The 25,050-nt window shown below is 43.5% G+C and carries 27 protein-coding genes; 5 read left to right on the top strand and 22 right to left on the bottom strand.

Translation table 11 applies throughout. The features are described 5' to 3' along the window. Nucleotides 1–43: 43 nt before the first annotated feature. Entirely contained in the window at nt 44–1,687 is a 1,644-nt protein-coding gene (locus FKV70_RS06060) for a glycosyl hydrolase family 28-related protein (protein WP_142612111.1), read from the bottom strand. Nucleotides 1,688–1,889: 202 nt separating this feature from the next. On the opposite strand from FKV70_RS06060, the gene FKV70_RS06065 reads away from it, so the two are divergent. Further along, complete coding sequence (locus FKV70_RS06065) at nt 1,890–3,101, top strand: O-antigen ligase family protein (RefSeq protein ID WP_142612112.1); 1,212 nt, start codon at nt 1,890–1,892, stop codon at nt 3,099–3,101. 117 nt (nt 3,102–3,218) lie between these two features. Here the strand turns inward: FKV70_RS06065 and FKV70_RS06070 are convergent, their stop codons facing one another. The 7 genes from FKV70_RS06070 to FKV70_RS06100 form a co-directional block, all read right to left on the bottom strand. Then, nucleotides 3,219–4,043 carry a purine-nucleoside phosphorylase gene (locus FKV70_RS06070; protein WP_142612113.1) on the bottom strand — a complete coding sequence of 275 codons (825 nt, stop codon included), beginning with the start codon at nt 4,041–4,043 and terminating at the stop codon, nt 3,219–3,221. Between the two features lie 72 nt (nt 4,044–4,115). Further along, complete coding sequence (gene xerD, locus FKV70_RS06075) at nt 4,116–5,060, bottom strand: site-specific tyrosine recombinase XerD (protein WP_142612114.1); 945 nt, start codon at nt 5,058–5,060, stop codon at nt 4,116–4,118. 103 nt (nt 5,061–5,163) lie between these two features. Further along, the gene (locus FKV70_RS06080; protein ID WP_063213538.1) at nt 5,164–5,406 is read right to left on the bottom strand and encodes a YqzK family protein; all 243 of its coding nucleotides are present in this window, start codon (nt 5,404–5,406) and stop codon (nt 5,164–5,166) included. A gap of 165 nt (nt 5,407–5,571) precedes the next feature. Then, on the bottom strand, nt 5,572–6,069 hold the full coding sequence (gene fur, locus FKV70_RS06085) for a ferric iron uptake transcriptional regulator (protein WP_063213539.1): 498 nt from the start codon (nt 6,067–6,069) through the stop codon (nt 5,572–5,574). 101 nt (nt 6,070–6,170) lie between these two features. Continuing rightward, on the bottom strand, nt 6,171–6,824 hold the full coding sequence (gene spoIIM, locus FKV70_RS06090; RefSeq protein WP_063213540.1) for a stage II sporulation protein M: 654 nt from the start codon (nt 6,822–6,824) through the stop codon (nt 6,171–6,173). Nucleotides 6,825–7,026: 202 nt separating this feature from the next. Then, the gene (locus FKV70_RS06095; protein WP_142612115.1) at nt 7,027–8,223 is read right to left on the bottom strand and encodes an endonuclease Q family protein; all 1,197 of its coding nucleotides are present in this window, start codon (nt 8,221–8,223) and stop codon (nt 7,027–7,029) included. A gap of 4 nt (nt 8,224–8,227) precedes the next feature. Next, nucleotides 8,228–8,839: an NUDIX domain-containing protein gene (locus tag FKV70_RS06100; protein WP_142612116.1), complete on the bottom strand. Its 612-nt coding sequence runs from the start codon at nt 8,837–8,839 to the stop codon at nt 8,228–8,230. Between the two features lie 131 nt (nt 8,840–8,970). Here FKV70_RS06100 and mciZ point away from each other — a divergent pair, with 131 nt between their 5' ends. Continuing rightward, complete coding sequence (mciZ, locus tag FKV70_RS06105) at nt 8,971–9,114, top strand: Z-ring formation inhibitor MciZ (protein ID WP_081276771.1); 144 nt, start codon at nt 8,971–8,973, stop codon at nt 9,112–9,114. An 86-nt stretch (nt 9,115–9,200) separates the two neighbouring features. Here mciZ and FKV70_RS06110 read toward each other — a convergent pair whose 3' ends face one another. Then, nucleotides 9,201–10,334, bottom strand: a complete 1,134-nt coding sequence (locus FKV70_RS06110) for a tripeptidase T (protein ID WP_142612117.1) — start codon at nt 10,332–10,334, stop codon at nt 9,201–9,203. 85 nt (nt 10,335–10,419) lie between these two features. On the opposite strand from FKV70_RS06110, the gene prli42 reads away from it, so the two are divergent. Beyond that, a complete protein-coding gene (gene prli42 / locus FKV70_RS06115) occupies nt 10,420–10,524 on the top strand; it encodes a stressosome-associated protein Prli42 (protein WP_142612118.1) in 105 nt (34 codons plus the stop codon). 124 nt (nt 10,525–10,648) lie between these two features. On the opposite strand, the gene lipB is transcribed toward prli42, so the two are convergent. From lipB to FKV70_RS06145, 6 genes are all read right to left on the bottom strand, one after another. After that, nucleotides 10,649–11,347, bottom strand: coding sequence for a lipoyl(octanoyl) transferase LipB (gene lipB / locus FKV70_RS06120; protein WP_063213544.1), 699 nt, complete (start codon nt 11,345–11,347; stop codon nt 10,649–10,651). 45 nt (nt 11,348–11,392) lie between these two features. Next, complete coding sequence (locus tag FKV70_RS06125; RefSeq protein ID WP_142612119.1) at nt 11,393–12,781, bottom strand: dihydrolipoamide acetyltransferase family protein; 1,389 nt, start codon at nt 12,779–12,781, stop codon at nt 11,393–11,395. A gap of 88 nt (nt 12,782–12,869) precedes the next feature. After that, the gene (locus FKV70_RS06130) at nt 12,870–13,856 is read right to left on the bottom strand and encodes an alpha-ketoacid dehydrogenase subunit beta (RefSeq protein WP_063213546.1); all 987 of its coding nucleotides are present in this window, start codon (nt 13,854–13,856) and stop codon (nt 12,870–12,872) included. A 2-nt stretch (nt 13,857–13,858) separates the two neighbouring features. Continuing rightward, nucleotides 13,859–14,887, bottom strand: coding sequence for a thiamine pyrophosphate-dependent dehydrogenase E1 component subunit alpha (locus FKV70_RS06135; protein WP_142612120.1), 1,029 nt, complete (start codon nt 14,885–14,887; stop codon nt 13,859–13,861). A gap of 140 nt (nt 14,888–15,027) precedes the next feature. Beyond that, nucleotides 15,028–16,449, bottom strand: a complete 1,422-nt coding sequence (gene lpdA, locus FKV70_RS06140) for a dihydrolipoyl dehydrogenase (RefSeq protein WP_142612121.1) — start codon at nt 16,447–16,449, stop codon at nt 15,028–15,030. A gap of 122 nt (nt 16,450–16,571) precedes the next feature. Then, entirely contained in the window at nt 16,572–16,805 is a 234-nt protein-coding gene (locus tag FKV70_RS06145; RefSeq protein ID WP_142612272.1) for a hypothetical protein, read from the bottom strand. A gap of 210 nt (nt 16,806–17,015) precedes the next feature. Between FKV70_RS06145 and FKV70_RS06150 the strand changes: the two genes are divergently transcribed. Beyond that, nucleotides 17,016–17,612, top strand: a complete 597-nt coding sequence (locus FKV70_RS06150; protein ID WP_208738393.1) for a thymidine kinase — start codon at nt 17,016–17,018, stop codon at nt 17,610–17,612. A 117-nt stretch (nt 17,613–17,729) separates the two neighbouring features. Here FKV70_RS06150 and FKV70_RS06155 read toward each other — a convergent pair whose 3' ends face one another. From FKV70_RS06155 to FKV70_RS06165, 3 genes are all read right to left on the bottom strand, one after another. After that, nucleotides 17,730–18,131, bottom strand: a complete 402-nt coding sequence (locus FKV70_RS06155) for a hypothetical protein (protein ID WP_142612123.1) — start codon at nt 18,129–18,131, stop codon at nt 17,730–17,732. Between the two features lie 142 nt (nt 18,132–18,273). Beyond that, nucleotides 18,274–18,777: a hypothetical protein gene (locus FKV70_RS06160; protein ID WP_142612124.1), complete on the bottom strand. Its 504-nt coding sequence runs from the start codon at nt 18,775–18,777 to the stop codon at nt 18,274–18,276. Nucleotides 18,778–18,941: 164 nt separating this feature from the next. Next, nucleotides 18,942–20,642 carry a methyl-accepting chemotaxis protein gene (locus FKV70_RS06165; RefSeq protein WP_142612125.1) on the bottom strand — a complete coding sequence of 567 codons (1,701 nt, stop codon included), beginning with the start codon at nt 20,640–20,642 and terminating at the stop codon, nt 18,942–18,944. Between the two features lie 517 nt (nt 20,643–21,159). On the opposite strand from FKV70_RS06165, the gene FKV70_RS06170 reads away from it, so the two are divergent. After that, nucleotides 21,160–21,426: a hypothetical protein gene (locus FKV70_RS06170; RefSeq protein WP_142612126.1), complete on the top strand. Its 267-nt coding sequence runs from the start codon at nt 21,160–21,162 to the stop codon at nt 21,424–21,426. A 159-nt stretch (nt 21,427–21,585) separates the two neighbouring features. Here FKV70_RS06170 and FKV70_RS06175 read toward each other — a convergent pair whose 3' ends face one another. The 4 genes from FKV70_RS06175 to FKV70_RS06195 form a co-directional block, all read right to left on the bottom strand. Next, complete coding sequence (locus tag FKV70_RS06175; protein ID WP_071558868.1) at nt 21,586–21,870, bottom strand: contact-dependent growth inhibition system immunity protein; 285 nt, start codon at nt 21,868–21,870, stop codon at nt 21,586–21,588. A gap of 255 nt (nt 21,871–22,125) precedes the next feature. Continuing rightward, nucleotides 22,126–22,785, bottom strand: a complete 660-nt coding sequence (locus tag FKV70_RS06185) for an ABC transporter ATP-binding protein (protein WP_142612127.1) — start codon at nt 22,783–22,785, stop codon at nt 22,126–22,128. Next, on the bottom strand, nt 22,785–24,002 hold the full coding sequence (locus FKV70_RS06190; RefSeq protein WP_142612128.1) for an ABC transporter permease: 1,218 nt from the start codon (nt 24,000–24,002) through the stop codon (nt 22,785–22,787). The genes FKV70_RS06185 and FKV70_RS06190 overlap by 1 nt, the downstream gene beginning before the upstream one ends. Nucleotides 24,003–24,008: 6 nt before the next feature. After that, the gene (locus FKV70_RS06195; RefSeq protein WP_142612129.1) at nt 24,009–25,001 is read right to left on the bottom strand and encodes an ABC transporter permease; all 993 of its coding nucleotides are present in this window, start codon (nt 24,999–25,001) and stop codon (nt 24,009–24,011) included. Nucleotides 25,002–25,050 lie beyond the last annotated feature (49 nt).

Below are 25,050 nucleotides of genomic sequence, written 5' to 3' on the forward strand. Positions count from 1 at the left end.
CGACACAACATATATCGTCTGTAAAATGATCTATAAAAAACGTTTAAATTCGGCTAACGGTAAGATATGCAATACCTCCACCCGGTAAAATATCCACTGCGTTTTGACTAAACACCCGTATATCAATAAAAGAATTCGCTTCGAGTCTAAGTTCCATTGCTCCACTTAATGCACCATAGTTCCGTCCGCCAATCACCCTGTCATCGAGATAAGCATAGGCAGAACTTCCGGCAAGCTGCTCATCATTCAGATGAAGCGCCAGCCGTGTCCGGTTGCCATCTACCTGGGGATCGGTCGAGATGTAGACTTGTATTCTGTATTTGCCAGCTCGCTTGGCGCGCCATCGACTATTCGATGCGTCGAATTCGGTCAATTCATCATAGTTGATTTGATCGAACTTCACTTTCTGCCAGCTACCTGCAGGGATATTTTGCCTTGAACCGAGGTAGGCTTTGACAAAGGTTTCATTTAAATGCTCGATACCGTTATTCGAATACTTCTCGACGAGCAACAAAGCTTGCCCTGTCCCATTATTCTCGTCATAACGATGATTGCTATAGCTAAAATCCAAATGTGAACGAAGTGTCACCTGCTGTGTGGAGGAGCTGCCTGAGAAACTAATAAGCTGCTTCAGATTACGGGGATACCCGCCCACCTCGTCCACCAAAACTTTTTTACCAATGACCACGTCCACAAAATAGTTACACACAGCTTGGGTGTCCTCGTATTTGTCTGCTATCGCCAAAATAGAGTCGCGCAGGGCAACATTTTTGGTTTCTTTGGTAGCACCAATTTGTATAAAAGAAGGTACTGTCGTCTTGTGTTCTCTGCTTAATCCTTCGAACCAGCAGCCTAAAAATTCTGCATTCATAAAATCATTTATTAGAATGGGAATATCACTGGAGCTCCCATCCTTAATGTGCTGGCTAGCCATAAATCTCGCCCCGTTAGAGCTGTTCAGATCCAAAGCTGTATCGTTCCCGAGTGTAAAAAGTGCAATGCTAGTAAACTGTGAACTTCTGTTCTGCAAGTGAATCCCTGTTTTATTGTAATTAATCTCCGTGCATTTAAATAAGTTCACGTCACTTTCATAGCCCCAAAAAGCCGTTTCAAAATGCTCAATTAGCACATTATCGAGGACAACGCCTCCGCCTTTCCAATCCTGAATGCCCATTGTACCTTTGCCATAATATCCACGCTTCACAGACTGCGAAAACGGATTATTTAAGGTGGCTGTATCAGTCCCTTCGTACCGGATCGATAAGTCATGGAACTGCACATTTTGGTAGCCACTAAACGATGATAGACTTTCGTCTCCAATTTGGAAACAAGGACCGGTGCCATAATATTCAATCGACGTAACTCCCTTACCTTGTCTATACCTCCCCTTATGAATGCCAAAAATGCGCACACCCTGCTTCCGAACTTGAAGGGTAGATGTTATTTTGTATCGACCACTGGGGATGTGAAGAATGGAGTAATCGGGGGTCTTGTTAATCAATTCTTGCAAAGCTGCCGTGTCATCTTGAATACCATCGCCAGCAGCTCCAAACCAGCTTACGTTTATACTGCGTTCCACGAATTCATTTTCAATGGCTTTAAAATTGTCATTTAATTGCTGAGGCGTTAATTCTTTGCCCGCACCACTCAAATTCAACTTCAATTGTTCTGTAAAATGATCTGCCACCCAAACACCCCCATGTTTAAAACGTGAAAAACGCCTTCAGACAATGCCGAAGAATTCTTCATTTTCTTGGCATGGACTGAGTATATGCATCATGAGGCTTGCTCTAGGATCGATAAAAATGAAAATAATAATTTTATTATGATTGTACAAGGAGATACATTTTGTATATTATAGATACATAACGTATCTAGGCGGTGAAACCGTGAAACACATACTCACAGTAGCCGGTTTAATGGCTTTCTCGATTCCCTTTGCCTGTCAGGGTTTGTCCCCCAGGGTGATCACGATTTCCCTGCTTATCTTATTGTTCAGCTATGCTATGCTTCTACCTTCACTCAAGTCATTAATCGCAACCCTGGCTGATAATCCGTTGCTGACTTTACTCATGATGTACATTGCCGCTTCCTGTTTATGGGCTGAACAAGAGCAGACCTCTTCCTTGCTCATGGTTCTCAAATTTGTTGCCTTCTCCACCTTTGGGCTCTATCTGGTCACCCATTATACAACTCAGGGCTGCATACGCCTTTTAGTCATTACATTAAGTATCCTGAGCGTACTCAATTTACTCGCCGTTGTGCTCGTTCCTTCCTTCGCCATTCATGGCGGTGTAGAACATACTGGACTGTGGAAAGGAATCTCCGGCCATAAAAATACACTCGGAACCCTCTCGCTGTTAAGTTTTGTTGCACATGTTATTTATTTTTTCAGGGGCACACGCAAGGCTTTGCATATCGGCTTCATCTTACTCAATGCCTTATTGCTCATCAAATGCCAGTCCACCACCTCATTGGTGCTGACATCCTCACTCTTCGTATTTATTTTGTTCATATTGCTATTTAAAAGAATGCGAAGCATCGCGTTGCGGGGGTTCTTTCTGAGCTGTTCCTGCTTACTTGTTCTTTTGGGTTTGACCCTTACCTTTACTTATGGAGATGCGATTGCCTCGGAATTTGGAAAAACAACAACCTTAACCGGAAGAACGGAAATCTGGCAGGGAATTGATGGTGCTATTCAGAGCCACTACTGGTTCGGCCATGGTTACGGCTCCTTCTGGGCAGCCCGGCCCAGCATTTATGCGAATGGCATCCGCTTTGATCTGACAAGCAGCCATAGCGGCTTTCGAGATCTGTGGATTGATGTGGGTCTTGTAGGACTACTTGCAACGGTTGTACTCGTTGTAACTACCCTATTTAAATTCAGAATTGGCAAAACTGATATGTATACATGGCTGACGGCAGTCGTTTTTTTCCTGTTCATCGTATTAAACAATATAACGGATAGTCGTTTCCTGAATTCCTTAGCCATTTACTGGATTATCTTTATGGTGATTGTGATCAAGGTGCAAGAGCGACATCGACTAGCTGTAGCAGAAAAAGCGAATACAGCAATATGGAGCACACGCCCTTTTCACTAGGCGATAGTGCTCAACTGTGGCATGTAAAAAGAACCCCGTATCCTACGCCGTCAAAAGGCGCTCGGATATGGGGTTCTTTGGATATGTCTACCGTTCTGACGGAAAACTTTATTCCATCTACATTTGTGGAATAATTGCCAGTACCAGTTTCAGAAATTGTTCACGAACCTTCTCCGCCGTCTCCATTACTTCACCATGGGACAGAGGTTGGTCCAGAATGCCTGCAGCCATATTGGTGATACAGGAGAAGCCCAATACTTCAATCCCCGCATGACGGGCTACAATAACTTCTGACACGGTCGACATCCCTACTGCATCTGCCCCTAGTGTACGCAGCATAACGATTTCAGCAGGTGTTTCATAGTTGGGTCCCAGCAATCCAGCATATACCCCTTCCTGCAGACTGAAACCTTGTTGAATGGCTGTTTGTTTGGCAATTTCACGTAAGCGGCGGCTGTACGCCTCCGACATGTCTGGAAAACGAACGCCCAGCGCAGCATCGTTCGGACCAATCAGCGGATTTTGTCCGGTCAAATTCAAATGATCTGAGATGACCATCAAATCGCCCGCTTTATAGGACGTATTTACACCACCTGCCGCATTCGTCACGAGCAGGCTTTGAATCCCGAGCTGCTTCATTACCCGAACAGGGAAAGCCGTCAGCTGCGGACCATACCCCTCATACATATGGAAGCGCCCCTTCATCATGACGACAGCGCGACCTTCAATAGTGCCTAATAGTAACTCTCCCTCGTGACCTTCCACGGTTGAAACAGGAAAATGGGGAATATCCTGATAAGGAATACTTACTCCATCTTGAATCAAATCGGCCAGTATACCGAGCCCCGATCCCAGAATAAGACCAATCTCTGGACTTATCCCGCTCTTGGCACGAATATAATCTGCTGCTTCCTGAATTGTAGCTTGATTAGCTGTTGACATAAACATCTCTCCTGACTTGTACAATCGTAAAGTTATAGTCATGATCACATTTTCTATAATAGCAAAGCTACATTACGTTCGATCCTTGCTTTCATGGGAAGTGCGGTTACCGCCGTGAGGGTGATGCATTTCATATACTTCCTTCATGTTTCGTCTAGCTGTCTGTGCATATACCTGCGTCGTTGACAGATCAGCATGACCCAGCATTTCCTGCACAGAGCGTAAGTCTGCTCCGCCCTCCAACATATGTACCGCAAAGGAGTGCCGCAGCGTATGGGGCGTGATATCCTTGCTTATATCTGCTTCCTTAGCGTACTTTTTGATTATTTTCCAGAATCCCTGTCTACTGAGACGCTGACCTGATACATTCAAGAACAAGGCTTCCTGCTCTACCTGAGCTTCTTCACCCTGCATTGATCTTAGCAATGCTGGACGCTGTTCGTCCAAGTAGGCTTGTGTCCACTGTGATGCCTCACGACTGATCGGTACAACACGTTCTTTACCTGCCTCGCCGCCACAGCGCACAAAGCGCAAATCAACGTGTACATCCCGCACGTTCAGGGCAATCAGCTCTGATACACGGATGCCTGTCGCATACAATAGCTCCAGCATGGCTTTATCCCGCCCCCCTTGTGGGGTACTCACATCCGGCGCTGCCAGTAAACGCTCTATTTCATCTTGCGTTAACACCGAGGGTTTCTTTTTAGTGGCTTTGGGCAGCTCCACCAGAACGGACGGATCATGGATCGCGATTCCTTCTCGAATGAGAAAATGAAAAAAGGAGCGAATGGAGGCAACGCTCCGTGAAATTGTCGCCGCGGCTTTTCCCTCTTCCTTCAGACGTCCCAAATATAGTACCAGATGTGACCGCTGGACATTGTCAGGCTGTTCCAGACCACAGCTTTCTGCGAACTCGACAAACTGCTGTACGTCCCGCTGATACGCTTCCAGCGTACTGCGTGATAACCCTTTCTCCTCTTCCATATATTGAACGAAAGGTTGAATATACATTTTCATGAGTTCCAAAAGTCTCCTTGTCCTGCATACAGCGATTCAGTTGTTGCGCCTGCTTCTTTGTGTGCTGTCTTTATACCATCATCTCACAAGAAGATTACATAGACTACTCACCATACCAATAAAAGAAACGTAAGCGTTCTAACAACGCAGTTCGTTGCTCGGACCCATCATTCACGTTTTGTCCGCCAAATACCTTAACTGCATGTCCTTCTGGTATTCGGTAATGATCTACAGGTGTTATCCAATCTGTAAACAGTCTGAGGCTATAAAAGAACATAATTGCCAGCGCCCCAAACAATATCAGCATGCGCAGCCATTTCAGTCCTCTCCGCAATGAAAGTACCATGTGGATCAGCCGCCTTCCCTAAATATAGCCCCTATGTAGGGCTCTCTATGGAAGGGTATGACAAGCTATTCCGTTTTATACCACTGGGTCCTATAAAGCAAATTCTGAACCAAAAAAGCTCTCCCGAACGCGTCTTCGTCGGTGAGAGCTTGGGTAGTCAGCTTATTAATCCTGAGATTTGTTTTTCTTGGATTTGCCTGAGGTTTTCTGGGCGGTTGTATCGTTCTTCGCCTTACAACGATAACAAATACCATGGAAGTCCAAACGATGGTCCACCACAGTAAAATTATATTCCCGTTCCAAACGCTCCTCTAATGGCCCAAGCCAATCTTCCAGTATTTCATCTACACTGCCGCACTGCACACATATCAAATGGTGGTGATGATGTTTACTTGTATCGCCGCGCAAATCATAACGCGCAACGCCATCTCCAAAATTAATTTTCTCCACGACATGCAGTTCACTTAGCAGTTCTAGGGTACGGTATACGGTTGCCAGACCGATTTCGGGAGCTTTCTCTTTGACGAGCATAAATACATCTTCCGCACTCAGATGATCATCTTCGTTCTCAAGTAAAACTCTGACGGTGGCTTCCCGCTGAGGCGTTAGTTTGTAGCCCTGGGATTGCAGTTGCTGCTTAATTTTTTCGATCCGTGCTTCCATGTGTCTCCCTCCCCCTGCAAAGCTACTGCCTACTGCACTTTTTTTCACTCCTATTATTATAGGGGGTCTATACAAATAAAGTCAAACATTTTGAAATGAGATTAAGATGTTACGGAAGCTGTCAGCATAGGAGTGACCCATTGCATCATAACCGGAGTGACCCAGGTTTCAAAGGACGCACTGCCGATGAGCAATACCATCATCACTGCAGTCAATCCTGCATAAGAAAGCAACGGACGCAACATCCCTTCTGATGGCCGGTTAGCGAGTATTTTGGTCTTGATCATATGAATGGAAAAAGTCATCGCAGCCACACTACAAACGAGCAGTACTGGAATCACGAGCAGGTTATGTGGAGCAACGGAAACCAACGAAAATAATAGTCCTTTCCATGAATATTGCCCGACCATATAACCTACAGAAAATCCGATCAACACACCCTTGAGGAAATTCAAGACAAGAATACCCGGGAGTCCAATGACGGAAAGTCCGCATACCCAAATGAGGCCCACCCATTTAAGATGTAGAGATACGCTGTCCCAAAAGGTAGAGGATGCCTGCGAATCAGCAAAGCCCTGTTTGTTTTGATTGACCGTCACAAAAAAATCCTTCAGGTAACGGGACAAATCCTGTAACTGTTCCAGGGAGAGTGCATTTACCATTAGTGCGCCAAACACAACTCCCACTAGAAACAGTACAGCCAAAAAAACATAATATGGCGTCTGATCCTTTAACGTATGACGAAACCATTGCATCAGGTCCTGCCCCTTTCATCTGCTTGTTTGTCCAAAAAACAACCGTAGACCGACGGCTTTTGGCTAGAAATGGGGCAGCTTTCGCTGCAAATCTTACATCACGAATGATGCGCCAAGCCAGCGGCAGAGATATTTTAAGGTTATGAACAAGCTGGCGCTGATATGCCTTTTTACAGGAACAAGACTTTACTAGGACACATTACTAGGATTTCGCTATTTTTCCGTATGTTCCACCCCCGCCGGATACAAGCGCCAGGCGTCCTCCGCGTGAAAGTACAATCTGCTCTGCCAACACATTACCAACGACTCTAGACAGTTCCTCCTGTGTAACCTCATGTAAAATATTCATTTCTGTTCCGAATGCTGCTAATAGCTGGTTCAGCTTAGCTTTACCCAAGCCTGGAATAAATTCCAGCGGAATCTGGTAAATGTACGGAGGACGATGAGAGGGAATTACAGGCTCTTCACGGTCTGCAATGCTCCAGATTCGATCGAGCACACCCCGTACCAGCTTGGTATGGCCACAGTTAGGGCAACGTTCGTCCGCCATCTGCTGCTCGTCAATAATCGTACCGCAGCTTTGACAGTAAGAGCGATGGTATTTTCCAAGCTTGGGATTCAAACCGTAGTTGGCACACACTCGTCGTCCTTCACGCCGCTCCAAAGCCATCCTGAATTCATCAAAACATGGCTTGGCCATTGATATTTTATTGTACTCTCGTCCAATTTTCCCAAGGGAATGGGCATCTGAATTTGTGAGAAAGCTGAAGCGATCCAGCTCCGAAATCAAGCCGGCCATAGATGAATCTGCGCTCAGTCCTAGTTCCACCCCACTAATGAGCTCCATATCCAGCAGTTCCTCCATACGGGCTGCGGAACTTCCATAAATCCCTTTATGTGGAGTGAACACGTGCGCAGGCACCATAATGCCTCCACGTCCATAAATTTGCTGCTGCAACTCACGTGGCGGTGCGTAGATCCGTTGTGAGCTGAGATTAACATTTTTCATATGCTTAGCCAGCCATTGAGTAAAATCCTCCATCGCCGCCAGATCAGGAAAATAGGCCAGTATGTGAGCCTCGGGACGACCTTCAGCCCGGATTTCCAGCTCCGTGCCAAGTATAATAACTGTATCCCTATATGCAATACCACCACCGCTGATTTCTTCCATTTCACCTGTATGCAAATGGCTACGAATATCCTCCTGTACATTAGGTGCATGGCAGTCAATGATTCCGATGAGCTCAATCCCTTTGCGACTGGAGGCTTCCTTGGCTATATTGGCAAACGTAAGGTCACGGCTACCGCTAATTTTGACCGGAGCTCCTTTTTCCGTTCTACCAATATGGATATGCAGGTCTGCAAAGTAGTTGTTAAGTTCTAATATATTTGTATCCATCCGCTTAGAATCTCCCTGTTTGTTGGCGAAGTTGCCATGCATAGACGGCCAGAATCGTTTTGGCATCACTAATGCGCCCTTCACGAATAAGCGTGTGCGCTTCTTCCAGCGTCACTTCAAATAGCTCTAAGAATTCATCCTCATCTGGTTCCATCTCACCTCGCTCCAGATCTTCGGCCGCATACAGATGTATGATTTCATCCGCAAATCCGGGAGATGTATAAAAAGAATGCAACAGCTTCAACGATTTGGCTGTATAGCCTGTCTCTTCCCGCAATTCACGTCCTGCGGCTTCCATCGGATCTTCACCTCGCTCGAGCTTGCCCGCGGGGATTTCAACCTCACAGCGCCCCATAGCTTGTCTGTACTGGTCCACGACCAGCATTTTTCCCTCATGTAGAGCCAAAACTGCCACTGCACCTGGATGCTTTACGATTTCACGTTTTCCAGTAGACCCGTCAGGAAGCTCTACCGTGTCTACCTGTACCGTAATGACCTTCCCTTCAAAGATAGGCTGTGTGGACACTGTCTTTTCCTCCAGCGCAGGATTGGCATAAGGCTTGCGAGGTGCATTGTTGGTTGGATTGTTCACTTGTTCGTTCGTTTGATCGTTCATCAGACATGTTTCCTCCTTCGTCCTCTATCTTTTCTTATCATTATTAATTATCTCCAACATTAGTCTAACTTGTCCACTTGGAACATATGCTGGGGTAGTATATTAAAATTCTGCTATAAGGAGAATTTAGAATGAAAAGTTACCGTACTGAAACCACCCTTCATATCGTCGGCAAAGCCTGGCAGATTCAAACCCTCCTCCGTCAATGGCAAAAGGAATATGGACCTACAGCCACTATTGCTTCGCTAACGGTTCCAAAAAAGGTTCAGATCTAAAGGAGGAACACGGTTCCCCTCTTTAACCTGAACCCTTTTTCGGTATATTGTAAATGTAATTCTATTGTAAATGTGAGAAACAAGTTTTACTTTGTAGTTTCTTGGATCAGAGCTACGACTACTTCAGCAACCTTCACTAGGTCATCGGCCTTGATCTTTTCCTCTGTGGTGTGGATGTTCTGGTAACCTACAGCCAAATTCACTGTTGGAATTCCAAGTCCGTTGAATACATTAGCATCTGAGCCGCCACCGGAATGGAAGGTTGATGTTGCCAATCCCAATCCTTGAATAGCTCGCTGTGCAACCTGTACAACTTCATCATGCTCTGTAAAGCTGAATGCTGGATAGATGACTTCACTGCGGAACTCTCCCTGGGCACCAAATTCACGCGCAGTGGTTTCGAGCGCTTCACGCATATGCTGGATTTGATGATTAACTTTTTCCTGCACAATACTGCGAGCTTCCGCACGGATCAGTACAAAATCGCAAACCACATTCGTCGCGCTGCCGCCTTCGAAGCTACCGATGTTAGCGGTCGTCTCCTTATCAATCCGTCCCAATTTCATTTTAGAAATTGCTTTAGAAGCGACTTGAATGGCACTAATGCCATCTTCAGGATTGACCCCTGCATGAGCAGACTTTCCGGTAATTCTCATTTCAATACGTGCCTGTGTGGGAGCAGCTATACAAATAGAACCGACTTCACCATTTGAATCCAAGGCATATCCGAAGTCAGAATCCAGCACTTCCGGCTTCATTGCCCGTGCGCCCATTAAACCAGATTCCTCGCCAGCCGTAATCACGAACTGAATTTGACCATGGGGAATGTTCTGCTCGCGTACGACACGAATTGCCTCGAACAAAGCAGCAATCCCCGCCTTGTCGTCCGACCCCAGAATTGTTGAACCATCACTGCGAATCCAGCCATCCTCACCCAACTGCGGTTTGATGCCTTTGCCTGGAGTCACGGTATCCATGTGGCAGGTAAAAAATATTTTGGGTGCTTGCTCCACACCTTCAGCTTTCCAGGTGACAATCAAATTGCCAGAGCCATGTCCCGTTCTTTCGCGAGAATCGTCTTCTACGACTTCCAGCCCAAGTACATTAAACTTTTCTTTCAGAACACGTGATATTTCCTGTTCATGCTTGGTTTCACTATCCACCTGTACGAGTTCCATGAATTCCTGTACGATTCGGTCTTTTACTATTTTTACTGTCATTAAACTTTCCTCTCTTTCCCGATTACGCTACAATACGGATAGATGTTCTTATCTATGACTTAAACCTATCCTAAAGGAGTTACACATGTCTAACAAAAAATGGGTTCGTTTTTTCATTTACGTTATGCTCGCAGCTATGATTGGTTCTACGCTGTTCATGGTAATTGAGCCGTTTATTATGCCACTATAACAACTACACCTCTCAAGGGTTGAACCACCCAAGATCCGTTACAAGCTGTGTGTGGACGAGCTGCTGCACAAGCAAACAAACAGGCGGGCTCCCGTGTCAATCACACAATAGCCCGCCTGACCTTTTATTGGAAGGAATGCGTTTGCCATTGCGCGGCAAATGAAAATTGCTGTTCAAAGTACGGTACAATTTCCCTCGCAATCTGCTCCACCGAAAAAGACTGCTGTGTACAGTCCTCTAATGATGTCACACCATATTCCTGAATTCCGCACGGAACAATGCCTTCAAAGCCCTCATGCTGTATTCCTGACTTGATATTAAAAGCAAAGCCATGGCTGGTTACGAAGCCCCGACGTTGCTTGCATTTGTTAAATTTGACACCAATGGCCGCAATTTTAAGATTCCCGATCCATACCCCTGTATATTCAGGCTTACGGCTCCCTTCGATCCCATAAGATGCCAGCAACTGAATGATCACTTCTTCGAGACTTCGAAGGTATCCATGCAAATTTAGTGCCTCTCGGTTGCCAAGCACAAGCAGGGGATATCCAACAAGTTGCCCCGGTCCATGATATGTAATGTCTCCCCCACGATCAATCTGAAAGACGCTGATGCCCTTCTCTTTCAGCTGCTCTGGTGTGAAGAGCAAATGCTCAGGATGCCTCTGGGAACCTATGGTGTAGGTTGGCGGATGCTGGAGAAGCATTAGCGTTTCTCTCGCCTCCCCCGCATCCAGCTTTCCCACAATCTCCTTCTGGACATCCCAAGCATGGGCATATTCCATCCTATTCGTATAGGTTACATCAAGCGGTCGTCTGTTCACGGCCTGTCACTTCCTCTCCGTCCATTTTCCTAACTGTTCGGATGATTAGTACAGCTTCGTATCCAAGGTGTAGCCTTCCAGATTTTCTTTAACCCGTTGCAGGAATCGTCCGCAAATCACTCCATCTAAAATACGATGATCCAGCGACAGACACAGATTAGCCATCGAGCGCACCGCAATCATATCATCAATAACCACTGGTCTTTTGACAATGGACTCAAAGGTAAGAATTGCTGCCTGCGGATAGTTAATCACCGGGTAAGATAAGATTGAACCAAAGGAACCGGTATTGTTTACGGTAAACGTCCCACCTTGCATATCATCCAGTTTGAGTGTGCCTTCGCGAGTTTTACGTGCCAAATCGTCAATTTCACGAGCCAATCCGGCAATATTTTTCTGGTCGGCTTTTTTAATAACAGGAGTAAGAACGGAGTCCTCTGTACCTACGGCCAAAGAAATATTAATATCTCTTTTAATAATAATTTTATCTACTGCCCACACCGAATTGATGATCGGATATTCTTTGATTGCATTTACGACTGCTTTCATGAGAAAAGCAAGGTACGTAATATTGATGCCTTCTTTTTGCTTGAACTCGTTTTTGATCTTGTTGCGGAGCATCACCAGGTTAGTCACATCGACTTCAATCGTCGTCCAGGCATGAGGAATTTCCGAAACACTTTGCCGCATATTGCGGGCAATTGCACTACGAATAGGTGTCACATCAATAAAATACTCGGATCTGTTGTTGCCACCCTCAACTTCGACCATAGGAACTTTTGGAGCCTCCGTTAAATGAATGCCACTGTTACGCACCGGAATCGCAGGGTCCATATTTTGAACTGGTGCACTATATTGAGTGGCAGACTGCTGTAGTCCTGTAAAAGGAGATCCTTGTCCTTGCGTGCTCCCAGTCGTCTGATCAGTCACTCTAGGTGTAGTAGAACCGCCTTGCTGCACAAAATTCAGCACGTCTTTGCGGGTAATTCTCCCCCCCATGCCTGTGCCTAGCACTTTGCTTAAGTCCACGTTGTGCTGGGCAGCCAGTGTTTGGACGGCTGGAGAAAAACGTCCTCGCATGGATTGATCCGAAGCAGCTCCCTGTTGGGAGTGTGCTTGTGCATTACTTTCGGTTGCTGGTGTAGAGGTTGTCGCTCCTGTTGATGCCGCTGGTGCAGCGGACTTCGTCTGAATCCGGCAAATCAATTCGCCTACCGCTACCGTCTGACCTTCCTCAGCCAACAGGTCACCCATAATACCGTCCAGTGTGGATGGAATTTCTGCGTTCACTTTATCTGTAATGACCTCGCAAATTGGCTCGAATTGCTCTACTGGGTCACCAGGTTGTTTCAGCCATTTGGCAATTGTCGCTGATACGAGCGATTCAGCCAATTGCGGCATGGTCACGTCGTTCCATTGTGTTTGGTCTGACATTTTTTCAACTCCTTAACATCATAGAAGGGCGCGATTTATCGCTGCCCTGCTATACTTTTGGAATGCTTTTGTCCGAAACTGCTCTATATTAATACATAGCTAGACGGCGCATGGCTTCCTTCACTTTATCCTTGTTTAACATATAAAACTTTTCCATCGGTGGACTAATCGGCATGGCTGGCACATCAGGAGCGCACAGGCGCTCAATCGGTGCATCCAGCTCGAACAGGCATTCTTCATTGATAATAGCCGATACCTCGGCACCGATACCGCCTGTTTTGTTGTCCTCATGAACGATTAAGACCTTGCCTGTATGTCGTGCAGCCTCAATAATGGCTTCGCGGTCCAATGGCTGAAGCGTGCGCAAATCCACAACATGTGCGGTAATGCCCTCTTCCTTTTCCAATTCCTCTGCTGCCTGCATCACAAAATGCAACGGCTGGCTATATCCAATGACCGTAATATCGTCACCCTCACGTAGTAGATTAGCCTTCCCGATCGGTACGATATAATCATCCGCAGGCACTTCACCTTTAATCAGCTTGTAGGATTTTTTATTTTCAAAAAATAGCACTGGATCAGGGTCACGTATGGCTGCTTTGAGCAATCCTTTGGCGTCATAAGGTGTAAATGGAGCAACAATTTTTAGACCTGGTGTACCAAAAAAGATGGATTCCGGACACTGAGAGTGATACAGACCACCAAAAATACCACCGCCGATGGGTGCGCGGATCACCAGAGGGCAATTCCAATCGTTATTAGAGCGGTAGCGGATTTTAGCCGCTTCACTAATAATCTGATTCGTTGCCGGCAGCATAAAGTCCGAATACTGCATTTCGGCAATCGGCTTCATTCCGTACATCGCCGCACCAATGGCAACCCCTGCAATCGCCGACTCTGCCAACGGCGTATCCATGACACGTTGCTCACCAAACTGATCCATGAGCCCCTTCGTTGTTGTAAAGACACCGCCCTTCACGCCGACATCTTCACCTAATACAAAAACCGTCTCATCCTGCTCCATTTCTTCTTTCATAGCAAGACGTATTGCATCAATATATTCCATAATTGCCATCTTTACCGGCCCTCCCTATCGCTATCAGCATACACATGCAGCAGCGTATCTTCGGGCTTTGGAAAAGGCGCATTGTCTGCATATTCAATTGCTTCCTTGACTTCAAGCAGCAATTCGGCCGATAGATCCGCATCTTTGGCCTCATCCCAAATGCCGCATTCGATCAAATAGCTCTTCATACGGGCTACGCCGTCCTTGGTCCAGTTCTCATCCACTTCCTCCTTGGTCCGGTAAGCCAGATCATTATCCGAGGTGGAGTGAGGAGACAGACGGTACATCATCGCTTCGATCAGCGTAGGACCTTCACCGCGAACAGCACGTTCACGTGCTTCCTTTACAGCGGCATATACGGCCAGTGCATCATTGCCATCGACACGAATGCCCGGGAACCCGTAACCCAGTGCACGGTCGCTTACTTTCCCCGCCAACTGTTTATGAATCGGAACCGATATCGCGTATTGATTATTCTCGCACATAATGATGACTGGGAGCTTTTGTACACCCGCAAAGTTACAGCCTTCGTGGAAATCCCCCTGATTGCTGGAGCCTTCCCCAAATGTAACAAACGATACAAAGTCCTTTTTCTGCATCTTGGCAGCCAGCGCCACCCCTACTGCATGCGGCACCTGTGTCGTTACTGGGCTGGAGCCTGTCACGATACGCAGCCGTTTACTACCAAAATGCCCCGGCATCTGACGACCTCCACTATTGGGGTCATCTGCCTTGGCAAATGCCGACAGCATCAATTCGCGCGGGGTCATGCCAACTGCAAGCACGAATCCGTAATCCCGGTAATAGGGGAGGAAATAGTCCTTTTCCCGGTCCAGAGCGAAAGCCGCACCTACTTGTGCCGCTTCCTGTCCAATACCGGAAACGTGGAAATTAATTTTTCCTGCCCGTTGCAGGAGCATGTTGCGCTCGTCAAATCTTCTTGCGAGCAACATATATCTGTACATATCAATAACTTGTCCGTGAGTAAGTCCCAGCTGCTCATGTCTGAAGCCAGCGTCTACAGCGCCTTTAGAACTCATTGAGGCACCTCCTTAAATATCAAACATCCTACTTCCAGCATCTAGTACCATCTCGTCTTAAAACCTGGTACTAAACTCTAGCTAACCCCATTATAATCCTTTTCTCCCCAAAAAGAAAAGCACCGATTTATGTGAAACGTTTATATGCCTATCGCTTGTCCATCAACAGCCAGCATCGCTTCTCCCAAAATCTCCGACAACGTTGGATGCGGATGAATTAACTGTCCGACTTCCCACGGCGTAGCATCCAGCAACTGCGCAAGAGCGGCCTCGCTGATCAGGTCCGTCACATGTGTACCGACCATATGTACACCGAGAATATCATTGGTTTCCTGGTCAGCCACCACTTTGACGAAGCCGTCCCGACTGCCGTATACAAGCGATTTTCCAATCGCTTGAAAAGGGAACTTTCCTGTCTTCACCTGATGTCCACGTTCACGGGCTTCTTGCTCCGTCAAGCCGACGCTTGCGGCTTCTGGACGTGTGTAAATACAGCGCGGAATCATATAGTTGGGTACACTGTGAAACTCTTCGCCCGCCAAATGATGAACTGCCTGCAAACCTTCATGACTCGCCGCATGGGCCAGTTGTAAGCCGCCGATGCAATCCCCGATAGCGTAGATATGTGGCTCATTCGTCTGCAAATACTCATTAACCGAGATAAAGCCACGCTCGACGCGGATATCGGTATTTTCCAGCCCGATATTTTCTACGTTCGCCTGACGACCTACAGAAATGAGCAATTTGGAAGCACTGAGGGTTTCGGTTTCGTCCCCTTTTTGCACGTCAATCTGTACGCCTTCCTCGTCCTTGCCGTAGGTTTCAGCCAACACTTGAGCTCCCGTCAGCACCTTGACACCGCGCTTGGCTAACAAGCGCTGCATTTCACGCGAAACGTCCTCGTCCTCCGTAGGAATAAGCCGATTCGCGGCCTCAACCACCGTAACCTCGACGCCAAAATCATTTAGCATGGAAGCCCATTCCACGCCAATGACACCACCACCGACAATAATCAGGGAGGCTGGCAGCTTCTCCATAGTCAATGCTTCGTCGCTGCTCAGAATAAATTCGCCATCCGGCTCCAGTCCAGGCAGCACACGCGGACGTGATCCTGTTGCAATAATGAGATGTGCAGGAACAACTGTCTCCATCTCACCATCTTCTAGTTCCACAGCCACGGCTCCACTTTTAGGAGAAAATATAGACGGTCCAATCACACGCCCCTTACCACTCAGCACCGTAATTTTATTTTTACGCATCAAAAATTGAACGCCCTGGTGCAATTGCTCCACTACGGCTTCCTTACGCTCCTGAACTTTAGGAAATACAAGCTGTGCTCCCGATGTCTCGATTCCATATTGCGCACTTTCTTTAATCGTTGCATATACTTCCGCACTGCGCAGCAAAGCCTTGCTCGGAATACAACCACGGTGCAGACAGGTTCCGCCGAGCTTGTCCTTTTCGATGATAACCACTTCTTTGCCGAGCTGGGCTGCGCGAATGGCTGCTACATACCCTCCAGTTCCTCCACCCAAAATAGCGACATCACAATGTATAGTCATGTTTCTCCTCCATTAACATTGATTATATATAGCTTATTGTACTCTCTTTATTTCACTGTACAAAATATAACGTTTAAGCATGAGCTACCAATCATCTAGTCCCATCCAGATATCTCACCCTATCATTCATACAGCGCGTCTCGTAATTTGGTAGACATTCTTGGACTTTGTGCTGATTTGGCTCGCAATGCCTTGCGAAAAGATTCATTTTGCTTGCTTAGAAAATCAAGCTCTGTCTCCAGCTCAATGATTAGCTCCAGCGCTTGCGGGCTAACCAGTCCTTGTTCCAGTAATGCTCTTTTTTTCGCACTATAATCCGTGTTTTTTTCGTCCATGCCTTTCACTCTTCCCTTCATTCCACTACGCTTCACCATATCACGCCCGCGGCGGCAGAGCAATGACGACCACCATTACATTTGAAGAATAAACATACAATAACATGTCGAAAAACAATATATTTTCTCTAGTCTGTATGTGGCCCGTTATGGTAATCTATAATGGCGTTTTCTTTCGGAGATGAAGAGATTTGCAGTGTTATGTACATGTTACAGAGAGGGGAATTCGCTTTGCCTACAGGACGGATTACAATTATTACAGGCCCCATGTTCAGCGAAAAATCCGGCGAATTGATTCGCCGTTGTCAAAAACTAATCCAATACGGGCATCGCAAGGTGGTTGCCTACAAACCTGCTGAAGATAACCGTTATTCCGAGGATGAAATTGTAAGCCGGATCGGATATCGGCTGCCCGCTATTTCTATTCCAAGAAAACTCACGGATGAGCTTGTTCAGCGTATTTTGCAAGAAACAAAAGATGCCGATGTGGTTGCCTTTGACGAAGTCCAGTTTTTCAGCCGGCATATTATGGCGCTTATACAAGAGTTAGCTTATTGCGGAAAGCATGTCATTGCCGATGGGCTAAATCTGGATTACCGAGGCAAGGAGTTCGGTTATATCGGCGGTCTGCTCGCTATGGCGGATGACATCGAGAAGCTGACTTCTTTCTGCGCTGTATGTGGCAGCTCGGAAGCAGCATTTACGCAACGTATGGTCAATGGGAAACCTTCTACAGTAGGACCTATCGTGATGATCGGTGACTCTGAGGCTTATGAGCCTCGTTGTCGTAAATGCTTTATACCTCCTCATAAAGTGAACTGCGACTAGAAAGCAAAATGGGCTCCGGGATAAAACACGAACAAGAAGCTCCTAACCAATATACTTACATACGGTTAGGAGCTTTTATTAATTATATGATGATGACCTTTCAATAGTTTATATGGACTAAAGTGGCAGCATATCCTGCCTTTCCGCCTTATGCTTACACTCTTTGCATACCCCATACAGCGAACCATTATCACCGGCATAAAAGGTTAATTTATCTTCTTTTTTACAAAAGGAGCATTTTTGCTTGCCTGTTCTCTGGATAGAGTCAGACAGTCCAAATCCAGCTTTGGCCTGGATATCTGCTGCTTTTGTATTCGCACGTGGACCAGAAGACACTTTAGACTTCATTTCATTTCCAGAGCGGGATCGTCGGGCGGGCTTACGAGGACGAAATTCAACGACATTACTGCTCCGATGTTCATTCGCTTGTTTATTGCTACGTCCACGCCATGCCATAACAATCCAACCCAACACCACTAACAACGCACCGACGATCATCCAAGTCAGACTATTCCACATGCTCTCATCCCCGCCTTTGCTTAGAATCTTTAGCGTTAATACCGCTAGAACGATAATACCTATTCCATGGAAATCCCTTCTCCTCATGGTTATACTTATTTACTTCCCGACGGTGTGAACAAAAATTCCTCTGATAGCTGCATTACTCCCCTTGATAATAAAAATCAATGAACCTTTTCGTCAACGGATTAAATGTATCAAAGCGTTTGCGATGCGGTAAAAAGCCTGAATTATGTACTTGTTCTGCTAGTGTTTCTAAATGTTCAAAGCGCTTGAAAAAGGGCAACGCGAAAGCGTGAATATCTTCAATAATTTCTTGGATCACTCGTTCTCTTTCTGCTTCTGTGGACACAAGGTAATCCCTGTTTCCCGTATATTTTTTGGTCAAAGCAATCAACTCACTGTGAAAACAAACCCCCGTACTATATTTCTTTTTTATTTTTTTTGATTCCACGATAATGTAAACTTTTAACGCACTATATTTGGTCGCACCAAAACAAATTTCAAATATAAATTCCTTGTCTTCTTTTTTCAAAACTTTTCTACTTTTCAGATATTTAAAATCATTCAAAAATGGTGCAGCTATGATTTTGTCTATCGCTAACTGACGCAATTCACTTGCTTTAAGTTCAGTCTTATTGACCATGATGTCTCTCCTATTCAAAGAGTTTCCCATCATTATATCATATATTTCCAATTATAGGCTCGTCATACTACCATCCATTAATTACAATATATATTAAAATGAATAGGAAAAAGCCACTCTCAATAGAGCAGCTTTTCCCCTAAAATATAGAAACTGTATACAAATTATACTTTAAATTTACCAATTTGCCCTTGCAGATCCTCTGCCATTTTGGACAGGTTTCTTGCAGAGGAAGCTATTTCCTCCATCGATGCCAGCTGTTCCTGAGTTGCAGCAGATACGTGCTGTGTCCCGGCCGCAGCCTCTTCAGCAATTACTGAAATTTGTTTTACAAAGCCAACAATCTCATCGGTACTTGCAGACATTTGCTCCGATCCAGCAGAGACTTCTTCAATTTCACTGGCTACTTTATTAACCGTTTCCTGAATAAGTTCAAAGGAGGCACCTGCATTCTGCACAACTTCCCGACCTTTCATGACATCTTGCCCGTTGGATGCTACCGCCTCAATAGCATGCGAGGTATCCTTTTGTATCAATCCCACTAGCTCTGTAATTTGCTGAGCAGAATGAGCCGATTGTTCTGCCAACTTACGCACTTCACCTGCAACTACAGCAAATCCGCTGCCATGTTCTCCTGCGCGGGCCGCCTCAATGGCAGCGTTCAGCGCGAGAAGATTGGTTTGACTCGAAATGTTGGTAATGACATCAATAATCTTCCCGATCTCATCAGAACGCTCTCCCAATCCGGCCATAAGGTCAGCCAAGCTATTCATAGAGTCATTCACACCATTCATTTGGACAACAGCCTGCTGGATCATCTGATTGCCTTCAGCTGATTTGTGAGCCGCATCCTGTGCTGATGCAAAAACATTTTGCGCACGAATTGCAATTTGTTCCACGCCAATGGACATTTCCTCGATAGCCTGAGACGATTTGGTCACCATATCCACCTGATTGCCCGTCCCTGTAGCAACTTCTTGCACCGTTTCGGTGATTTGCTCAGTTGCTTGGCTATTTTGCTCTGCGCTAGCTGTCAATTCTTCCGAGGACGTGGTTACCAGCTCGGTCGTCTGGCTTACAGACTGAATGAGTTGACGTAGGTTTTCAACCATCGTATTAAAAGAATGAGTCAGCGTGCTAATCTCATCCTTGCCCTTCACTACAATGGCTTCCCCAGTAAGATCACCGGAGGCAATGCTTTCAGCAGCGCGACTGATGCGCAAAATAGGCTTAGAAATAATTTGCGCTATAATGATCGCCATGATCAATGCTAGTATAACGGCTGCAATGCTCAAAATGATAACTAATTGTCTACCTGAAATAAAGCTATCAACAGCTTCTTTCGTCGTCAGTTTTGATCCATCTGCATTCAACTTAATCAGCTGACTGATCATATCGTTCGAACTATACCATAGCTTGTAGGATTCTTGGTGAAGGATGCTTGATTGAGTGTAATCATTAGCTCTCCCAGCGGCAATCACTTCTGGCAACTTATCCAAATATTCTGTGTAATTTTTAGAAAATTCCTCATACATTTCACGCTCTTTAGGAGTGGAAATTAGCTTTTCATATGTTTTTCGGCCTTCTTCAACTTTTTTTAAAACCTTATTATATTCGGCCTGAACCTTTTCCATTTCCTGCGGGTCACGCTCTACAATAATGTTTAATGAAAGCCGCTCTACATCAGATATATCACCATTTAGTGTTCCGAGGATGGTCACACTTGGCATCCAATGGCTATCAATTTCCATTGAAGTATCGCCTAACTGTTTCATTCTTGAGATTGATACTGCACTAATCACAACCAACAGGATTATTACCGCAAGAAACCCTAATAACAATTTTGTTCGAATGTTAAATTTCATATATTCGCTCCTCAGTTCTCTTTATAATAGATATTATATCGACAAGAATCGACACATTGTTTATATCAAAATTAAAGAGAATTTCAGAATTGTATACAAAAGGGAAAATTTCCTTCGAGCTAGTTAGCATAACTATTCAGGCTTGTTTTATAAACCACGAGAGTATTATTTTTAGTCCATCTAATTCCTCCTTTAAACATTGCAAGTCAAAAAAAGATACCCAAACGGGATTTATTGTCTTCACACAGCATTTTATAGCGTGAATGCGTTATAATTTGTCGTACTTTGATCCTATTCCCTTGCGTCAATTGACTCGGCTACATCCTTGAAAGTACATGTATTATGTATAGACTTTTTTGACCTACTCAACAATTTGTCACGGTGGTTATTGAAGCAAGGTGTACAACTAATTGGAGATAGAGAATAACTGATGTAATTGGACAAACTTGAGAGATAAGTATAAAAAGCAATATAAGTTGTATTATTATATCTTTATACCATTATAAGGAGAGAAATTATGAATTATAGAGTTACTGACACTCATGTTTATGTCTTGGATTCCCATGATACAATTCACGATGTACTGTGCTTCCCTAGATCAAACCAAGACTATAAAGATTTAGTTGAATTAGTATATGACAGTCAAACACATGAGATAACAAACATTGACGATTTTAAAGTATTTGACCACAGTCGAGTGACTGCTCCTTCAAAGGGCGGTTTCTTTTACACCCAAGAGTTCCTAATCCCTATTTTAAAACTGGTAAATGAGAATAAACTGTAAGATGAACACAAAAGGACTCTACCAACATAATACATGGCTGGAGTCCTCTTGCTTTGAGGAATACTCATGATGGTGCTTTAATTTCCTCCGTGGTGACCTGTTAGTTCGTAATTAGACCTTTTTGCCGCATTTTTATTCTATCGCTCTACAAGATAATTTTTATTTATCTCCGTGTAATTTTGTCAGTAACAACTCAATCATGCGCTCAATCTTTTTAATGTTCAAATTTCTTTGTCCATATAAATAAACAAATTCTTGTACACTATCCCAAGTCTTTAGTTCATTTATTTCTTCAATCTCCTGAGTCAGACCTTCAACATAAGCAGGTAACTCCCTACTTTTGAACTCCTCAATTAAGTTCTCTAAATCAGCGAAATCCATACTCCAATTAAAGTAACTCTCTATAAAGTACTTCAAATTTTCATAACTCACTTCTTGTTTCATATATTATTCTCCTCTTTTATTTAAATACAGGATAACCCGTAATAATTCTATAACCGGTAGGCATAGAAGAATCTTTTACTAAATACAGTTGGGACTTTGATAAGTCATTTGTTACATGCTTTGAAGATGAGTTTCCTCCATTCTTTGAACATGGAAATCAGAAGCAAATTGACATAAAAATGCCACATCCAATTAACAGGGATGTGGCATTCTATTGGGTTGCAACTTTACACTAAAGCATTTGTAGTATATTCGCTACACAGGAACGATTTTCCCATCTACTATTGAATATAATTTCTTGCATATATTTGCAACAACTTGATTATGAGTTACCATTGCAATTGTGACACCCGTTCTATTAAGAGCATGAAGTATTTCCAATATGTCTGATTCTGCTGACTCGTCTAAAGCACCTGTTGGCTCATCTGCCAAAATTATTTTCGGTTTTCTGATAAGCGCCCTTGCTATTGCGACTCTTTGAGCTTCACCTCCAGAAATTTCATGGGGGTATTCATTAATTAAGTCAGAAATTTTAAGTTGCTCCGCAATAGAGTCAACACGGTGCTTAATTTCCTTTTTAGGTGTGTTCTGACTCAATAAAGGCAAGGCAATATTATAAAAAACACTTCTTTCTTTAATTAAACCATAATCTTGTACAATAAATCCGATTTCATCTCTTCTTAACACAGTCATTCGTTTCTCATCTTTGGGCTTAATTAGTTGACTATCAAAGAAATACTCCCCGCTATCTGCAATATCCATAAACCCTAGAATATTTAACAAGGTAGTTTTACCTGACCCGCTTCTGCCTATGATTCCTACTAAATCTCCATGATCTACATTGAAAGAGGCGTCGGAAAGTATCATTCTTGAACCGTAAGATTTATTTATATTCTTTAATGCAATTACACTCATTAGTTCCCACCTCGTATTGTTTTCGACAACTTTAATCTATTCACAGAAATCCATGGAGGAATAAAAGACAGTAGTGAAAGTGTGAAGCTGAAAATAAGTAGAATAGGAATATTTATATTTTGAGAAATCATAAATGAAAACAAAGCTGCAATACATAATGATACCAAATTGATAAAAAATATCTCAAAAAGAATTGAAAGATTTATTACTGCTCTTCTTGTACCGTTTGCAATCATGATTCCATATGTGTATTTACGTAAAGTGATTTTAGCTATGAGATTTGTTGAAATGCTGAATAGAGCAACAAAAGCAATGACAAATGAAAATATAAATAGAACTTTTTGTAATTGCTCTCCTTCTAGCCCCCACATCGTAAGATAAAAATTTGAGACTCCTTCCACAACATATGGCTCGATATCAAGTTGCAAACTTTTTTGCGTGAACAACTTTTGGATTTTTTGTGCCGAAAGAGAAGATTGGATGTAGCCACTTGTTTTATCCAAAAATAGTTTTAACATAAAACTTCTATCTTGTGCATGAATATTGTCTACTTCCAACGATGGAAATACAACAATTCTATCCAAGTATTTCAAAGCGTATCCATTATTATAAAAGCTATGCTGCCCCAAAAAGCCAATTACTTTACACTTTAAATTTACTCCCATATATCCCACGTGTATGATTTGTTTCAACTTAAAATAATCTTTATATTCATGCCCCAAAATTATAGGAATAACGTCATTTTTCACGTTATAATCTCCAGCTTGAAATAATCTACCTTCAGAAGCCTGGATAGCAAAATGGTCAATAAACTGTTGATTCACTTGAATACTTTCATATGCGTCTGGGGTCTCGTGTCCAGCATCATATCCATATTGAAACTTTGCAGGCAAGCCTTGCACATCTAGAAAAAGATTTTGTCTGCTTGCAATAATATACTTAAAACTTGGATTCGTTTTTTCCCACTCGTACAGCTCATTTAAGACCTTGAGGTTATCCGATTGAGCAAGAAAGTTCTTTTCCTCATCATTAAAAAAATTGTCATTTACCTTGTATAAAGAGGATGTAGCATTTTGAACATTTGATGCAAGTTCATTTGTATGTGTAGCCAAGCTTAATGTCAAAATAACCAAAATGTACGAAGCAGTACATTGTAAGATGGAAAGTATGGTTTTTCGTTTATGTTGTTTTAATGAATCAATAAGCAAATTGAGCATCACAGATCACCTTTGTGTCATCTTTCTATAGGAAATACCGATCACTAAAAATGAAAACAATAAAAGCAGGATCGTCGCCCCTAACATAGCCGGTTGAAGGCTTAGCTCGACATCATGCATATATTTCCCGAAAAACCAAGAAGAGCCAAGAGCCGATATTAAGCTCAGCAATAGTATTGGGAAAAAATCTTTCCACACATCTATTAATATTTTCTTTTTAGTGTACCCGTTGCTCCATTTGATCTTCATTTCAGTATTCTTTTTTTCGTTCCAAAAGATCATTACTGATAAGCTATTTACAAAGAGTACGAAAATAAAAATTATGGATGTAATTAATTGATTATTACCTCTATCAATTATATGCAAAATATTAACATTTTCCTTGTCGTATACAGAAACCTGCCCAAACATTTTTTCGTTTCCAATAAAATTCAAACCATTTTGTATGGTTGAACTGCTAACAATATATTCAACACTGGAAGTGATATTATCAGCATTTAAGTTCAGCAAAATTGTTCGATCTATTCTAGTAGGTATATTGTACCCAATAATCCCTATGACCTCATAATCCATATGATTATATTCGACATATTTTTTTTCATTTATGGTTTTATTTATGGGGACATCTTTACCAATAACTGCAACATGCGAATTAGATATGAAATCAGATTCAGAGAAAAACCTTCCACTTATTAAATTGGGCGGAACATAGTCTCCCTTATATATAACGCCTCGAATATCCTCTCCTTGCCCGTAAAACCTTCCAAATAATACAGTATCATTTGGTAATGCCTCATATAAAGAAGTAAAGTCAAGTTCAGTTTTTGATGTTTTGAAAAACAAGGCATTATCATCATAAAAGTTATTGCTTAGTTTTTTTACGAGATTTACGTTTTCATTATAAAACAATGTAAATAAGCAAGAGAAACTGAACAGGGTAATAGCGATAAATAAAAGCACATCTAAAACTTTGACACGAGTTATACGAATATTGTTCATAATGTATCCTCCAAGATAGGTAACAAGGTGAATTGTTTGGTGAATTTTT

The sequence above is a fragment of the Paenibacillus ottowii genome, from assembly GCF_006874425.1.
Lineage (GTDB): Bacteria > Bacillota > Bacilli > Paenibacillales > Paenibacillaceae > Paenibacillus > Paenibacillus ottowii.